Raw genomic sequence first — 14,470 nt, forward strand, 5'->3', positions numbered from 1 at the left:
TTCCGGTCGCGGTTCCGAGCCGTTCCGAATTACCCAGCGGCAGGTTTGGCCGTTAAGCTGGGGAACTGACACGGGGTGCCGGCATTAGGCCAGGCTGAGATCCAGACCCGTTGAACCTGTCCGGTTAGCACCGGCGAAGGGATGTCCCATGACAACGTCGCCATACCCTGCCGTTTACCCTTTAAACCTTTCGCGTCGCTCCATACCGCGCGTGCTGAGCATCGCGGGCTCCGATCCGTCCGGGGGCGCCGGGATACAAGCGGACCTCAAGAGCATCGCTGCGCAGGGGGGCTACGGGATGGCGGCCATCACGGCCTTGACAGCACAGAACACCATGGGCGTCCGTGCCGTGCACGTCCCCCCGGTTGAGTTCTTGCGCCAACAGTTGGATGCCATCGGAGACGATATCGCCGTCGACGCCGTCAAGGTTGGCATGCTCGGCGACGTCGCCGTGATCAACGAGGTTCGGGCTTGGCTCGAAGAGACGCGTCCCGCCGTCGTGGTGATAGATCCGGTGATGGTTGCCACAAGTGGCGACCGGCTCCTGCGCGAATCCTCAGAGTCAGCTTTGCGGGAACTCCTGCCCCTTGCGGACCTCGTTACCCCCAACCTCCCTGAGCTCGCCGTCCTGTTGGGGGAGCCCGAGGCAACGGACTGGGCTACGGCGCTGGACCAAGGCAAGCGTCTGGCGGCCGAGTACGGAAACACGGTGTTGGTCAAGGGAGGCCACCTGGCCGGTAGTGAATGCCCCGACGCCCTCGTTAACACCACGGGTCTCCTCGGCCAAGATGTCATCGAGGTGGCCGGTGCCAGGGTGGAGACAGTAAACAGCCACGGGACCGGATGCTCCCTGTCATCGGCATTAGCCACAGTCCAGGTCCGCACCGGTAATTGGGAGGCCTCCCTGCGCGAAGTAAAACCATGGTTACTTCAGGCGCTGGCTACGTCCGACGTCCTCGGTGTAGGCCACGGGAAAGGCCCTGTGCACCACTTCCACCACCTCCACACAGGACTCCAGCAGGGGGAGTTTGCCAAGGTTCTCTGGCGGGAGGCGTGGCCTGAATTGGAGGCAATTTACGGACTCAGCTTCATCCAGGGCCTCCAGTCCGGGGCGCTCGACGAGACGGAATTCACGTACTACCTCGCCCAGGACGCCCTCTACCTTAACGGCTACTCAAGGGTGCTGGCCCGGGCAGGTGCGCTTGCCCCCACCGAGGAGGAGCAATTGTTCTGGGCCCGGGGATCGCAGATGTGCTTAGAGGTCGAGTCAGAGCTGCACAGGAACTGGTTGAGCACCAGGACGGCGACAACCATAACCGGGCCTGTCACCAAGTCCTACGTGGACCACCTGCTGGCCGCAACATCATCCGGCAGCTACGCAGTGGTGCTGGCCGCAGTGCTGCCCTGCTACTGGCTCTACGCCGAGGTGGGACAGCAGCTGCACTCGGCCTACATCGATGACGGTGCGAACCCCGCCCATCCATACGCAGCGTGGCTGGCTACCTATGCAGATGAAGGTTTTGCCGCGGCCACCCGGAAAGCCATTGACTTCACCGACGCGGCGGCGTCGGCAGCTTCCCCGCGGGAACGCGAGGCCATGGTGGAGGCCTTTAGGCAGTCCTGCCGGTACGAGACAGCTTTCTTCGACGCGCCTAGGCTCTACTCCTGAAGAAAGGGCGGGAAGGCTTTCCGACGGCGCACGGGCTTTCCGACGGCGCGCCGGCATAGAATCGTCCGATTGGTCAATCACCCTGTAGGCTAGACGGGCACGGTGCCGGGAGAGTCCGATACCACTGGTGATGCGGGTCACGGGGTAGCCTCCGGACCCGGCCTCATTTGCAGCTGAAGGTCAAACTAGCGTAATCTTGATCTTCGGTGCTTACGCCAACACTTGGGTTATGCCCCTTGGAATTGTTCATGGGATGACTCGCGGGCTTCGATCAGAAGTCCACGGCGTTGAGGCACAGCGCGAACCAAGCCTGATTCCGGTTAAAGGTTCCGCACGCAAATTTAGTAAGAAACGTCGAGAGAAGTGAGTGCCCAAGTGGTGTACGCGATTGTCCGCGCAGGCGGCCGCCAAGAAAAAGTTTCCGTTGGAGACTACGTAACGCTGAACCGCGTCCCCGGTGGAGCTGGCAGCACGCTTGAGCTGCCCGCCTTGCTGCTGGTTGACGGCGACAAGGTCACGTCCGCTGCTGCGGACCTGGCCAAGGTCACGGTTACGGCTGAGATCCTTGAGGACCTCCGTGGCCCCAAGATCGTCATCCAGAAGTTCAAGAACAAGACCGGCTACAAGAAGCGCCAGGGTCACCGTCAGGAACTGACCAAGATCAAGATCACGAGCATCGCGTAACTTTCGTTACTCTGTTCAGATTTTCAGTTTCCCCAGAAATTTAGAGGCAGGCATTCCAAATGGCACACAAAAAAGGCGCGAGTTCCACTCGCAACGGTCGTGACTCCAACGCACAGTACCTGGGCGTCAAGCGCTTCGGTGGTCAGGTAGTTTCGGCCGGCGAAATCATCGTTCGTCAGCGTGGGACCCACTTCCACCCCGGTGCGGGCGTCGGTCGCGGTGGCGACGACACCCTGTTCGCATTGCAGGCAGGTGCTGTCGAGTTTGGTACTCGCCGTGGCCGTCGCGTAGTGAACATTGTTGCTGCTGCAGCTGCAGAGTAACAACAAGATCTGAACCGGTGGGGCGGGCCAATGGGCCCGCTCCACCGTTCTTTTAACCGCATTACAATCGACTAGGACGCTCCGGCGTGCTGGTATGCAACAGCGCTGGGAACAGCAATTGAGGAGATCCACGTGGCGAGCTTTGTAGACCGGGTAGTCCTGCACGTATCCGGCGGTACCGGCGGCCACGGCTGTGTCTCTGTTAAGCGGGAGAAATTCAAGCCGCTCGGCGGTCCCGACGGCGGTAACGGCGGCAACGGCGGCGACGTGATCCTTCGCGTTTCCGCCCAGACAACCACGCTGCTTGACTACCACCATGCACCTCACCGCCACGCCACCAACGGTGGTCCGGGCATGGGCGACTGGCGCGGTGGAAAGAACGGTGAAACCCTGATCCTCCCCGTCCCGGATGGAACTGTGGTCAAGAACAAGGACGGCGAAGTCCTGGCTGACCTGGTCGGTGAGGGCACTGAATACGTTGCTGCGGCCGGTGGCCAGGGTGGCCTCGGTAACGCATCCCTGTCCTCGCAGAAGCGCCGCGCTCCGGGCTTTGCGTTGCTCGGGATTGAAGGCGAATCCAGCGACATCGTCCTGGAACTGAAGTCCATTGCAGATATTGCATTGGTCGGGTTCCCCTCTGCGGGCAAGTCGAGCCTGATTGCGGCCATGTCTGCTGCGCGGCCCAAGATCGCCGATTACCCTTTCACCACACTGATCCCGAACCTGGGTGTTGTCCAGGCCGGAGAAGTCCGCTTCACCATTGCCGATGTGCCCGGATTGATCGAGGGCGCCAGCGAGGGCAAGGGCCTCGGGCACAATTTCCTGCGCCACGTGGAGCGATGCGCCGCACTGGTGCATGTCCTTGACTGCGGCACCTTGGAAGCTGATCGCGACCCGCTGTCGGATCTCGCCGTCATCGAGGCTGAGCTCGACAAGTACGCAGTGGACATGAGCTACGCCGGTGTTGACGGCGAGGTGGTTCCGCTTAACGAGCGACCCAAGCTGGTGGTCCTCAACAAGGTGGACCTTCCCGACGGCAAGGACATGGCCGAGTTCGTCCGTCCGGACCTCGAAGCCCGTGGGTATCGCGTGTTCGAAGTATCCGCGACCAGCCACGAAGGCCTGCGCCAGTTGGGCTTTGCCATGGCGGAGATCGTCCAGGCCGCACGCGACGCCGTCGCCGTGGCTCCTCCCAAAGTGGCACCTCCCGTCCTCCGGCCGAGGGCTGTCAACGAGTCCGGTTTCACGATCCGCCGCGAAGAAAAGAACCTTGAGCCCCTGTTCCGCGTCTTGGGCGAGAAACCCGTGCGATGGGTCAAGCAGACCGACTTCACCAACGAAGAAGCCATCGGCTACCTCGCGGACAGGCTCGCCAAGCTCGGCGTCGAGTCTGAGCTGTTCAAGGTGGGGGCCAAGCCAGGAGACACGGTTGTCATCGGAGAAGATGACGGCGTGGTCTTTGACTGGGAGCCCACCATGATGGCTGGAGCTGAGCTTCTAGCAACTCCTCGTGGAACCGACATCCGGGTGGCGGACATCGGGGATCGGCCCACGCGGTCGCAGAAACGCGACGAGCAAGTCGAACGTCGAGAGGCCAAAGCTGCCGCCCGTGCCGAGCTCGAAGCAGAGCGCAAGGCAGGCATCTGGACCGAATCGGTCAATGGCAGGCGAGGCCGTGCCCTCAAGGAGAGCGCCTTGGATTCCGGTGATGACGACTAGGACCCTCGGTACTCCCGGGACACCGCTGGCCCATGAGCGTGATGCGTTAGCTACGGCCAAGCGGATTGTGGTCAAGGTGGGGTCGTCCTCGCTGACCAGCATCAAGGGCGGTATCTCCGAGAAGTCGTTGACCGGACTCGTTGATGCCCTCGCGGCCAAACGCAATGCCGGGACTGAGATCATCTTGGTCTCTTCCGGTGCTATTGCCGCTGGGCTGGCGCCCTTGGGCCTTGCAAAGCGCCCGAAGGACCTGGCCACCCAGCAGGCGGCGGCCAGCGTTGGGCAGGGGCTGTTGATGGCCCGATACACGCAGGCGTTCAGCGCCCATGGCGTCACCGTAAGCCAGGTCCTGCTGACCGCGGACGATCTCATGCGGCGCACGCAGCACACCAATGCGTTCCGGGCGCTGGATCGGCTTCTGAATCTCGGCGTCGTTCCGGTCGTCAATGAAAACGACACCGTGGCAACCCACGAAATCCGTTTCGGAGACAACGATCGCCTCGCCGCTTTGGTGGCCCACTTGGTCCGCGCCGATGCCCTGGTACTGCTATCCGACGTCGACGCCCTCTACGATGGTCCGCCCGCCCACGGTGCGCAGCGTATCCCGCTGGTTCGCGGCCCGCAGGACCTCGAGGACGTGACCATCGGTAAGGCAGGGAAAGCCGGCGTTGGAACCGGTGGCATGATGACCAAAGTGCAGGCAGCATCGATCGCTGCCGGCTCGGGGATTCACGCATTAGTAACGTCCACGGCGAACGCTGCCGCTGCCCTCGCCGGCGAGGACGTCGGAACTTGGTTCGCCGTCAACGGTAACCGCAAGCCCGTCCGGCTCTTGTGGTTGGCCCACCTTGCCACGGTCCACGGCAGGTTAACGCTCGACGACGGCGCTGTGAAAGCCGTGCGCGATCGGCACAGATCTCTCCTTCCCGCTGGAATTTCGGAGGTCGCCGGCGAATTCGAGGCCGGTGATCCTGTGGAGATGGTTGGACTCGATGGGGTGGTGCTCGGCCGTGGCCTGGTGAACTATTCCTCCGAAGAGCTGCCGAGAATGCTGGGCCGCACCACCCAGGAGCTTGGCCAGGAGCTGGGACGTGGCTACGACCGCGAAGTTGTTCATGTTGACGACCTTGTACTCCTGCGGGCCGCACGCTCATCTAAACTGGGAGCATGACTGAAGCGCTGACCCCTGACTCCTTAGTGATCTCCGACGTTTCCGGTACCGCCGGCTTGACGCCGGAGGCTCCTGTGCTAAGCGGGGGTCCAGCGGCAGGTGCCGTTCCGTTGTCGGAGGCCGACGTTCAGGCCGCAGTTCATGCTATCGCCGATCGATCCCGTGTGGCAGCGCGACGCATGGCGCAGGCAAACCGTGCTTGGAAAGACCGCGCGTTGCATGCCATCGCCAAGGCGTTGCTCGAGGGCAGGCGCAACATTTTGGACTCCAACGCCAAGGATGTGGCCGCGGGACGAGCCAACGGAACGTCAGCGGCCCTCCTCGACCGGCTGACGCTGACCCCCGAGCGCATTGACCGCCTTGTTTCCGCTTTGGAAAACCTGGCGGGTTTGCCCGATCCGGTCGGCAATGTTGTGCGCGGACAGACGCTTCCCAATGGGCTGCGCTTGCGCCAAGTTAACGTACCCATGGGCGTGGTGGCAGCAATTTATGAGGCCCGTCCCAACGTCACCGTGGACATCGCCGGCTTGGCTCTCAAGAGCGGCAATGCAGTCATTCTCCGTGGTGGTTCCGCTGCTGCACACACCAATGAGGCCTTGGTGCAGGTTCTCCGGGACGCTTTGGAATCTGTGGGTCTGCCTGCGGACGCGGTCCAATCCATCGATCAATACGGTCGTGCCGGGGCCAATGTTTTGATGCGGGCGCGCGGCCGGGTGGATGTCCTTATTCCCCGGGGCGGACGGGATCTTATCCAAACCGTGGTAACCAACTCCGCAGTACCCGTGATCGAGACCGGCGAAGGGAACGTCCATATCTTCATTGACGAGTCTGCCAATGAGGAAATGGCTGTCAACATCCTCCTGAACGCCAAAACCCAGCGGCCCAGCGTTTGCAACACCGTCGAGACGCTTCTGGTCCACTCAGGCTCTACCGTTCTGCCCGCCGTGGCCGCGGCCCTGCGGTCTGCGGGTGTGACTTTGCATGTGGATGCGAGAACAGCTGCCGCCTTGGGCCCGAACGTGGAAACGGTTCCGGCCGACGACGACGATTGGGCCACCGAATACATGGACCTGGACCTCGCGGTGGCCATGGTGGATAGCCTGGATGAAGCGGTTGGGCACATCCGGAAATGGACCACCGGCCACACTGAGGCGATCCTGACCAACAACTTGGCCAATGCCGAGAAGTTCATCGCGGACATCGACTCGGCCGCCGTGATCGTGAACGCTTCCACGCGCTTCACAGATGGCGGCGAGCTGGGGCTGGGCGCGGAAGTAGGCATTTCAACGCAGAAGCTTCACGCTCGTGGACCGATGGGCCTTACCGAGTTGACCACCACCAAGTGGATCGTCCAGGGCGAAGGCCAAGTCCGCGGCTAGTGACGCGGTAACATAGAAGTTAAGCCAGACGACGGCGGGAGGTTCCGGCGTCGTACACCATTGATAACCAACTAGGGGAGAAGATGCTGTTTCAGCAGATCGCCACGTCCATTGCGCAGGCGGAGACCGCCCATGAGCAACCCGCCCCCCTCTGGGCCGAGCCGTGGGTCTTTGGCGTTTCGATGTTCGCAATCTTTTTGGTTTTGATGTTCGTTGCCCTCTCCTACACCAACTTGGGCAACCGCCACGATGCTGTGGAAGAGCACTCCGATCCGCATCGCCAGCACCCTAATAAGCACACCCACAAGGGCCACTGAAATTATCGCCGCAACACCGCGCGCGGAGTCGGGGCCCAGGCTTCGGCTGGGCGTGATGGGTGGAACGTTTGATCCCATCCATCACGGCCACCTCGTGGCTGCAAGTGAAGTTGCAGCCAAGTTTGACCTCGATGAAGTGGTTTTCGTGCCCACCGGCCAGCCGTGGCAAAAGTCCCACAAGCTTGTCAGCGAGCCAGAGCACCGTTACTTGATGACAGTCATCGCCACTGCCTCGAATCCCCGCTTCACGGTGAGCCGGGTGGACGTCGATCGTCCGGGCCCGACCTTTACCATTGACACACTCCGGGACCTGCGGCAGTTGCGGCCGGACGCCGATCTTTTCTTCATCACCGGCGCCGATGCTTTGGCCCAGATCCTGTCATGGAAAGACGTTGACGAGTTGTGGTCCCTGGCCCACTTTGTGGGGGTAACCCGGCCCGGGCATGAATTGAACGACCTCGGGAGGACTGATGACGTCAGCTTGCTCGAGGTCCCGGCCATGGCTATCTCTTCCACCGATTGCCGTATTCGTGTAGGGGCGGGCAATCCAGTCTGGTACCTTGTGCCGGACGGGGTGGTCCAGTACATCGCGAAGTACGGCCTGTACGCGGATGGCCCCCATTCGGGAGAACTGTCAGCGGTATTGTCCGGACCAGAAGACCAAGCACGCACTGAATGAGTTTCTAAATGAACAGCCAGGAAGAGCGACCCATCCGCAGTCGGCGCGAACTTCGCCGTGCCCGGGAAGAGCAGCCTGAGCCCCAGGCTAACCAGAGTACAGGTCTGGACGCAGGCCCGGGCTCCGCCGTCGACGACCGCGCCCAGGCACGCAATCGTCGTGCGGCTGATGCGCCCGTTGATGCTGTCGGCGCTGCTGCTCAGGAGCGCTCCTCACAGGTCCGGGCGCGTGATCGTGCAACCCTTCGCACCATCAAGGAATTGGCGGGCAAAGAGGAGCAGCTCTCAGGCGGCGGTCCGCCTACGCGCCGCCAACTGAGGCTGCAGCAGCTCCAAGCGGAGGTGGCAACCTCCGCCCATCCGATCGTTCCGATGCCGGGCGCACCGGGCGGGTCGGCACAACCGTCGTCGGAAAAGCAACCGGCCAACGCCTCGGTGGCCGCTAGTCAGAAAGCCAAGGGCGCTCCGTCTGAATCGGAGATGTCCGTGGAGCAGGCCTTGGCCGTCCGGGAGTTGATTGCTGCCCAGGTCCAGAACCAGACGGCCAAGTTGGAGCACATCGCCGAGCAGGATCCGCTCACGGTGGATCCAGCGGTCTTGGCCGAACAGATTGCCTTGGCGGAGCGGGCTGCGGTGCTGAACAAGCGCGCGGCCGCCAGGCAAAAGCTTGCCGAGCAAACTCAGGCGGGCAAAGCAGCCGCCGAGCCCGCCACCCAAGCAGTCGACACACAAGCCGCCAAGTCCCCGCCCGGCAAGGCGCATCCCGGGAAGTCACAGCCCACAACGACCGCGACTCCCACGGGCAGCCAAGTGACATCGGGCCCATCGACAGCCAACAACCTGGCCATGGTGACCCCGTTGGAGTTCGTCAAGGTCCCGGGTGTCGAGCGGCCGGTGATGAAGCGCCCCAGCACCACCTTTGTCCCCTTGGTCACCTCGGCTGCTCCCAAGGTGGATCAAGCCAAGGCATCCAAGCAACGCGGTACCCGTGGACGTTCCGGTGTTCTGGCACGTGCCGAAGCGGTAGCCAGAAGTGCCCGAAATCGCCCTCAGGTTTCGGAGACGGCCGAGGAAAAGGAACGGCCGCCCGTCCCCGCGAACACGGCTTATGGCCTTGATCCCTTGGATGCAAACACTGCCGGCTTGGCCCGCGCCCAGCGAGCGAGGCTGCTGCAGTTTGGTGTTCTGGCGCTCGGCGTTGTGGCCCTGATCGTGGGCATCATCATGATCGCCGGCGGCTAACACCGTTACCGCTTTAGAACACCGTTACCGCTTTAGAACACCATCAAGCCCTATACATTCACTACCGCTGCAAAGCGGCTCACGCCATTCAAAGGCCACCGGCCACAACAAGGAGTTTCAGTGTCTGCACATGAACAATCGATAACCCTCGCTCGCCACGCGGCGCGTGCTGCGGCTGACAAGCTGGCCGAAGACGTTATCGCCCTTGATGTCAGTGAGCGCCTTGCCCTCACAGATATCTTCCTGATTGCATCCGCTCCAACGGAACGCCAGGTCAACGCGATCGTCGACGGCATCGAAGAAGAACTGCTGAAGCAGAACCTGCGTCCGGTGCGGCGTGAGGGACGTTCCGAGGGCCGCTGGGTTCTCTTGGATTATGCCGACATCGTGATTCACGTCCAGCACGCCGAGGACCGGGTCTTCTACGCGCTTGAGCGTCTCTGGAAGGACTGCCCCGTGGTGGATCTCGAATTGGGGGATGACGCCTCAGCCAAGGCAGTTACTGCGGAAGACGCGGAGCACTAGGAGGACCTCGGCCGAATATTCCCGATTTGGAATTTTCGAAAGTGCTGTTCTAAGATATTTGAGTTGCTTCGGCGCCGAGGGTTGGAAAACCGGGCGCGGAGCGGCGAGAATATGGGGCTGTGGCGCAGCTGGTAGCGCACCTGCATGGCATGCAGGGGGTCAGGGGTTCGAGTCCCCTCAGCTCCACCATAGGAGGCCTTGGTTTTCATCCGCTTGGGCGGTGAAGGCCGGGGCCTCTCGCCGTATCCGACTAAATCTGTGGAAGTCCCAGGGCCGGTGCCTAAGGTCCCGGCACCAATGCCGGCAGCATGAACTCCCACATCTGCTCGATCCTCAAGAGAACGTCGGCCCGCCCGGTTAGTACATCCGACACCATCTGCACGCCCGTAAAGGACGCGATCAGGTAGCGGGAGAACGCTGCAGCGTCCAACTCGGGCTTTATGGAGCCCTCCGCCTGCGCCTCAGCGAGGAGCCCGGAAACTGTTTCTATCCAATCCTCGTAGGGCCCCGAGATGTCGGCTTGGAACGAAGCCGCTTCGAAGGTGAGACGGATCCCGCCACGGACGATCGGCTCATCGAGCAGTTGAAGGCCAAACATCCTGCAGAGTCGGATGATTTTGTCCAAGGCAGGAGTTTCCGAGCCAACAATTGCCGCTCCGGCTGCCAAGACAATCGCGTGCTGTTCCTCTATGACTGCCAGAGCCAATTCCCGCTTTGACGTGAAGTGGAAATACAGCGCGCCCTTCGTCACTTGGGCACGCTGGGTAATGTCGGCCATGCTGGCGGTGCCGTACCCCACGTCCGCGAAGACATTCGCGGCGCCTTCTATGACGGCAAGACGGGTATCTTTCGCACGCTGCTGCATGGGGGGCAGGGAACCTCTCAGGTAATGCACGGCTTGGCGCACGCTGGGCCGCCGTCGAGACTCCACAACGCTACCACCGCCCACCTACCCGGTCCGGGGAAACCAACTGAACGGTTTTGTTTTATGGCTGTCAGCTCATAGAATTTGGGCAGACCCGCAGCTGAAGTTTGCTGCCGGTCCGAGGCGGCCGCTTGGGGGAGGTGCGGTGGAGAAATCCAGCGCACCTCGGCCGTTGGGGACTCGCGTCCCGCGATTTCGCTAATCGCGCCATTGTGGTTAGTATTGACGAGTTGCTTCGGCGGGAAGGGATGTTTACCTACCGAATTCAACACATCCGGGGCTGTGGCGCAGCTGGTAGCGCACCTGCATGGCATGCAGGGGGTCAGGGGTTCGAGTCCCCTCAGCTCCACTTCGGAAAAAAGACCCCGCTCTTAGAGCGGGGTCTTTTTACGTCAGGCTTAGGCGGACGGGAAGATCTACGCCGACGGTTTGCCGAATTCACCACCGCTGACGAACTCGATGCCTTGGAACGTTTGGTCACCGACCACTTTGGCCAGGTGGCCTGGCGGGATTGTGTAGGAATCGCCGGACGAAATGCTGATCTTCCCGCCGTCGTTCGTTTCCACTTCAAGGTTTCCGGACACGCAGAAACCGACGTGGCTCAACTGGCAGGAGTCCGTTCCAACCACCGGACCGAGACAGCTTGCCCAGGTCCACCCCGGCTCGAAGGTCAAACGTCCCAGTGTGTAGTCGTTGACGGTGACGACGTCCACGGTGGTCTTCTCCTGGTGCCTGGATTCGTCGGGAGAGTTGAGGGACTTTACTTGAAGGTTCGTGACAACATTGACACTCATGACTTGCTCGCAAATGGGGGAGGGAGCCGAATCTCTTCCGGTCCCGGCGCCTGGCTCCGTGGGTCCGCCGCGGCCTGTGCCTGCTGCTGCCGCGGACTGTTGGGTGGTCCGTTTGCCTGCAGGTGTTTTATCCACGCACCCCAAGGTTCCTCCTTCGCCGCGACGAAGTCGAGACCAGCATGAATGTGAGTAGTGACGCAGCTGATGAGTCGCACAGAAAGCGAGTACAGATCGTGACGGCATTGGATCCAGACGCCGGGCTTGGGCAGTTGTTCAATGCGCTCAGCAGGCGCCCCGATGTCGAGGCCGAGAACTTGATGGCCTACGATGCCACCGATCGGCTTCTGCTTAATACCGCTTCAGAACACGTCAGTCCAGGAACGAGGATGACGGTCATTGGCGACCGCTACGGGGCCCTGACGCTGGGAGCCCTGTCCGGGCTCGGCGTCGAGCATGTCCGCGTACATCAAGACCTCTATACCGGGCGCCTCGCCCTCCAGCGCAACGCGAAGGCCACGGACATGGAGGGACGTTTCACCTCGCACGAGTTAGGACGGGAACTGCTCGACGGCTCCCAGTTGGTCCTTCTGCAACTGCCGAAGTCACTGGCGGAGTTGGAGGAAATCGCCGACGCCGTTGCCCGCTACGCTGCCCCGGACGCGGTCCTGCTGGCAGGCGGCCGGGTCAAGCACATGTCTGTGGGCATGAACGCGGTATTGGAACGCTTCTTCGGTACGGTCCAACCGCAACTCGCGCGCCACAAGTCGCGGATCGTCTTGGCACGGAACCCGCAGCAGCCAGCAGACCCACCGCCATTTCCGTTGGTTGCCTCTTTGCCGGAACTCGGGCTCACGGTAAAAGCCCACGGCGCCGTCTTCTCAGGTGTTCGACTCGACATCGGGACCCGTTATCTGCTCACCTTCTTGGACCGGATGCCGCCGGTTTCACGGGTGGTTGATTTGGGATGCGGGACCGGCATCCTTGCTGCCATGTACTCGCGGCGTAACCCAGCGGCCCGACTCATAGCGACCGACCAATCTGCCGCTGCGGTTGCCTCGGCCAAGGAGACCATCGCTGCCAATGGGTTACAGGAGCGGATCGAGGTGGTCCATGACGACGCTATGTCAAAGTTGGCCGCCGGTAGTGCCGACCTCATCTTGTTGAACCCGCCATTCCACATCGGCGCCGGTGTTCATGCCGGTGCTGCGGTGAAAATGTTCGAGGCAGCTGCCCGGGTCCTCGCCCCCGGAGGGGAACTGTGGACTGTGTACAACAGTCACCTGCAGTACAGGGCTGCTCTTGAGCGTCTGATCGGACCCACAACGGAGATCGGCCGGAACCCAAAGTTCACGGTAACGCGGAGCCAGCGTGTGGCCGTGCCCGCGTCGGCAGGGGTGCCGTACGATTCAGACAGAACTTAATTCCGACCACTTTCTCCGAATGACGAGAGGTATCAGTGACTGAGATCCGGCAGCCAACCCCGAGGCGCGGAACCAATCTTCCCCGGATGGGGGACTTCAACCTCACCGTCATTTTGGAAGCCATCCGCCGCTCGCCCGGTGGGCTAAGCCGCGTCGAACTGGCCCAAGTGGTGGGGCTTTCTCCGCAGACCATATCCAACATCTCGCGGCGCCTTCTCGATCAGCACCTCATCCTTGAGGCGGGCAAGGAAGGTTCTGGCCCGGGCAAGCCGCGGACCATCCTTCAACTCAACCCGGGCGGAATGTACGCCGTCGGTGTGCACTTGGACCCTGCCGTCATTACCTTCGTTGTCCTGGACCTTGTGGGGGCCGTGGTCCGGCATAGCCGCATGGCCACCCCGGGTGGAGATCCGGCCGAGGTCATCACCACGATCGCTGAACAGATCACCGCGCTCATTGACGACTCGGGCGTGGACGCCGCAAAGATCGCGGGGCTGGGAGTGGCTGTGCCGGGCCCCATCGATCTCAAGGAAGGCTCTGTGGTGGAGCCTCCACTTCTGACCCGGTGGAACCGGGTCCGCATTCGCGAGGCCCTTCAGCAAGCAACCGGCTTGGAGACCGTGGTGGACAAGGATGTCACCAGTGCGGCCGTGGCGGAGACGTGGGCCGGTGGTGCCAGCGGTGCCGGCAGCTTTGTCTTCATGTATATGGGTACGGGCATCGGTTGCGGCATTGTGCTCAACGATGAGGTGGTTCGCGGCACCTCAGGCAACGCTGGCGAGATCGGCCACATCATGGTGGATCCTGACGGGCCACCTTGTGACTGCGGGCTCCGCGGTTGCGTGAAATCCTCCTGTATTCCCCAAGTGCTGGTGGCCGAGGCTGAGGCCGCCGGCGTGTTGGCCGGGCACCGCGCGGACGCCGATGGCCCTGAGGTCCAGGAACGCTACGCAGAGTTGTGCGATAAGGCCGACGACGGCGACGAGCAAGCGATTGCGATTCTGGACAAGTCGGCCACCCTCGTTGCCCGCGCAGTATCGGCGGTGACCAACACCCTAGACGTTGAACGCGTCGTGTTTGGAGGACCTTTCTGGGCGCGGATGGCCCCCTACTTCCTGGAACGTGTCCCGGCCCTGTTGGAGAAGGACAGCGCTGCCCGGATGATCCACGGCTTGGAAGTGGTGGGAACAGGCGTGGGGGAGGACGTGGGGGCTGTCGGTGCTGCGTGCCTCGTGCTCGAAGACGCGCTTGCTCCCCGGGCACAACGGCTCCTACTGGAAGGCTGATCCGCCTGACGACGTAGCTCGGCCAGCCGGATTAGTCAGTCGATATCGCTGTTAGTCAGTCGATATCCTCGATAATTTCCCCGTAAGGAATCGAATCGTCCAAGTGCGCCTGGTGCCCGGTGGAACCGGTGTTGAAGATGATGCGGACGCCGTGCCTTTGGTCGGCGGCTGATTGCAGCAGGACAGGGCGAATGGCATCTACCACGTGCTGCGTCTGTGCATCCAAGTAGTTCTGGTAGGAGGCTGGTAGTTGGTGCATGGCAAAAGAATAGACCTCGGCGGTCCCCATGGGGAGGGAATCAGGGGCAGTTCGGCGAATAAAGTTCACGGATCCGTC

15 protein-coding genes, 2 tRNA genes and 1 riboswitch are annotated in these 14,470 nt (G+C 62.0%); of the genes, 14 read left to right on the forward strand and 3 right to left on the reverse strand.

Going from position 1 to position 14,470, the window contains the following annotated elements; translation table 11 throughout:
- The first annotated feature begins 61 nt into the window (after positions 1-61).
- A riboswitch (TPP riboswitch) is annotated at positions 62-159 on the forward strand.
- The 11 genes from thiD (at position 149) to QRN04_RS13215 (ending at position 9,896) form a co-directional block, all read left to right on the forward strand.
- Positions 149-1,669 (forward strand): bifunctional hydroxymethylpyrimidine kinase/phosphomethylpyrimidine kinase, encoded by a 1,521-nt coding sequence (gene thiD / locus QRN04_RS13165; RefSeq protein ID WP_284976473.1) that lies wholly within the window; start codon positions 149-151, stop codon positions 1,667-1,669. Its footprint overlaps the riboswitch before it by 11 nt.
- A 375-nt stretch (positions 1,670-2,044) precedes the next feature.
- The gene (gene rplU, locus QRN04_RS13170) at positions 2,045-2,353 is read left to right on the forward strand and encodes a 50S ribosomal protein L21 (RefSeq protein ID WP_284976517.1); all 309 of its coding nucleotides are present in this window, start codon (positions 2,045-2,047) and stop codon (positions 2,351-2,353) included.
- A gap of 59 nt (positions 2,354-2,412) precedes the next feature.
- The gene (rpmA, locus tag QRN04_RS13175) at positions 2,413-2,676 is read left to right on the forward strand and encodes a 50S ribosomal protein L27 (RefSeq protein ID WP_003803426.1); all 264 of its coding nucleotides are present in this window, start codon (positions 2,413-2,415) and stop codon (positions 2,674-2,676) included.
- A gap of 132 nt (positions 2,677-2,808) precedes the next feature.
- Entirely contained in the window at positions 2,809-4,395 is a 1,587-nt protein-coding gene (gene obgE / locus QRN04_RS13180) for a GTPase ObgE (RefSeq protein WP_284976474.1), read from the forward strand.
- A complete protein-coding gene (gene proB, locus QRN04_RS13185) occupies positions 4,385-5,566 on the forward strand; it encodes a glutamate 5-kinase (protein ID WP_284976475.1) in 1,182 nt (393 codons plus the stop codon). The genes obgE and proB overlap by 11 nt, the downstream gene beginning before the upstream one ends.
- Positions 5,563-6,945: a glutamate-5-semialdehyde dehydrogenase gene (locus tag QRN04_RS13190; protein WP_284976476.1), complete on the forward strand. Its 1,383-nt coding sequence runs from the start codon at positions 5,563-5,565 to the stop codon at positions 6,943-6,945. The genes proB and QRN04_RS13190 overlap by 4 nt, the downstream gene beginning before the upstream one ends.
- An 83-nt stretch (positions 6,946-7,028) precedes the next feature.
- Positions 7,029-7,262, forward strand: a complete 234-nt coding sequence (locus QRN04_RS13195) for a hypothetical protein (RefSeq protein WP_284976477.1) — start codon at positions 7,029-7,031, stop codon at positions 7,260-7,262.
- Positions 7,195-7,941, forward strand: coding sequence for a nicotinate-nucleotide adenylyltransferase (gene nadD, locus QRN04_RS13200; protein ID WP_502868796.1), 747 nt, complete (start codon positions 7,195-7,197; stop codon positions 7,939-7,941). Before QRN04_RS13195 ends, nadD begins: the two co-directional genes overlap by 68 nt.
- Before the next feature lie 8 nt (positions 7,942-7,949).
- On the forward strand, positions 7,950-9,182 hold the full coding sequence (locus tag QRN04_RS13205; RefSeq protein ID WP_284976478.1) for a hypothetical protein: 1,233 nt from the start codon (positions 7,950-7,952) through the stop codon (positions 9,180-9,182).
- Positions 9,183-9,302: 120 nt separating this feature from the next.
- Positions 9,303-9,707, forward strand: coding sequence for a ribosome silencing factor (gene rsfS, locus QRN04_RS13210; RefSeq protein ID WP_284976479.1), 405 nt, complete (start codon positions 9,303-9,305; stop codon positions 9,705-9,707).
- Between the two features lie 113 nt (positions 9,708-9,820).
- Positions 9,821-9,896: transfer RNA gene (locus QRN04_RS13215), tRNA-Ala, on the forward strand.
- Between the two features lie 91 nt (positions 9,897-9,987).
- Here QRN04_RS13215 and QRN04_RS13220 read toward each other — a convergent pair.
- Positions 9,988-10,572: a ScbR family autoregulator-binding transcription factor gene (locus QRN04_RS13220; RefSeq protein ID WP_284976480.1), complete on the reverse strand. Its 585-nt coding sequence runs from the start codon at positions 10,570-10,572 to the stop codon at positions 9,988-9,990.
- A 336-nt stretch (positions 10,573-10,908) separates the two neighbouring features.
- Here QRN04_RS13220 and QRN04_RS13225 point away from each other — a divergent pair.
- Positions 10,909-10,981 (forward strand) — tRNA-Ala (locus QRN04_RS13225).
- Between the two features lie 67 nt (positions 10,982-11,048).
- Here QRN04_RS13225 and QRN04_RS13230 read toward each other — a convergent pair.
- Positions 11,049-11,426 (reverse strand): cupin domain-containing protein, encoded by a 378-nt coding sequence (locus QRN04_RS13230; protein WP_284976481.1) that lies wholly within the window; start codon positions 11,424-11,426, stop codon positions 11,049-11,051.
- 179 nt (positions 11,427-11,605) lie between these two features.
- Here QRN04_RS13230 and QRN04_RS13235 point away from each other — a divergent pair, with 179 nt between their 5' ends.
- Complete coding sequence (locus QRN04_RS13235; RefSeq protein WP_502868797.1) at positions 11,606-12,847, forward strand: class I SAM-dependent methyltransferase; 1,242 nt, start codon at positions 11,606-11,608, stop codon at positions 12,845-12,847.
- A 35-nt stretch (positions 12,848-12,882) separates the two neighbouring features.
- Complete coding sequence (locus QRN04_RS13240) at positions 12,883-14,133, forward strand: ROK family transcriptional regulator (RefSeq protein WP_284976482.1); 1,251 nt, start codon at positions 12,883-12,885, stop codon at positions 14,131-14,133.
- A 55-nt stretch (positions 14,134-14,188) separates the two neighbouring features.
- On the opposite strand, the gene QRN04_RS13245 is transcribed toward QRN04_RS13240, so the two are convergent.
- Positions 14,189-14,392, reverse strand: a complete 204-nt coding sequence (locus QRN04_RS13245) for a hypothetical protein (protein WP_284976483.1) — start codon at positions 14,390-14,392, stop codon at positions 14,189-14,191.
- Positions 14,393-14,470 lie beyond the last annotated feature (78 nt).

Source organism: Arthrobacter sp. efr-133-TYG-104 (assembly GCF_030208915.1).
In the GTDB taxonomy this organism is placed as follows: domain Bacteria; phylum Actinomycetota; class Actinomycetes; order Actinomycetales; family Micrococcaceae; genus Arthrobacter.

Bases quoted from the DNA above. Each gene is read 5' to 3' on its own strand.
- QRN04_RS13205 (WP_284976478.1), top strand. From the start codon at position 7,950: ATGAACAGCCAGGAAGAGCGACCCATCCGCAGTCGGCGCGAACTTCGC.
- proB (WP_284976475.1), top strand. From the start codon at position 4,385: ATGACGACTAGGACCCTCGGTACTCCCGGGACACCGCTGGCCCATGAG.
- QRN04_RS13190 (WP_284976476.1), top strand. From the start codon at position 5,563: ATGACTGAAGCGCTGACCCCTGACTCCTTAGTGATCTCCGACGTTTCC.
- QRN04_RS13230 (WP_284976481.1), bottom strand. From the start codon at position 11,426: ATGAGTGTCAATGTTGTCACGAACCTTCAAGTAAAGTCCCTCAACTCT.
- QRN04_RS13195 (WP_284976477.1), top strand. From the start codon at position 7,029: ATGCTGTTTCAGCAGATCGCCACGTCCATTGCGCAGGCGGAGACCGCC.
- QRN04_RS13235 (WP_502868797.1), top strand. From the start codon at position 11,606: ATGAATGTGAGTAGTGACGCAGCTGATGAGTCGCACAGAAAGCGAGTA.
- nadD (WP_502868796.1), top strand. From the start codon at position 7,195: ATGCTGTGGAAGAGCACTCCGATCCGCATCGCCAGCACCCTAATAAGC.
- thiD (WP_284976473.1), top strand. From the start codon at position 149: ATGACAACGTCGCCATACCCTGCCGTTTACCCTTTAAACCTTTCGCGT.
- QRN04_RS13220 (WP_284976480.1), bottom strand. From the start codon at position 10,572: ATGCAGCAGCGTGCGAAAGATACCCGTCTTGCCGTCATAGAAGGCGCC.
- rpmA (WP_003803426.1), top strand. From the start codon at position 2,413: ATGGCACACAAAAAAGGCGCGAGTTCCACTCGCAACGGTCGTGACTCC.
- QRN04_RS13245 (WP_284976483.1), bottom strand. From the start codon at position 14,392: ATGCACCAACTACCAGCCTCCTACCAGAACTACTTGGATGCACAGACG.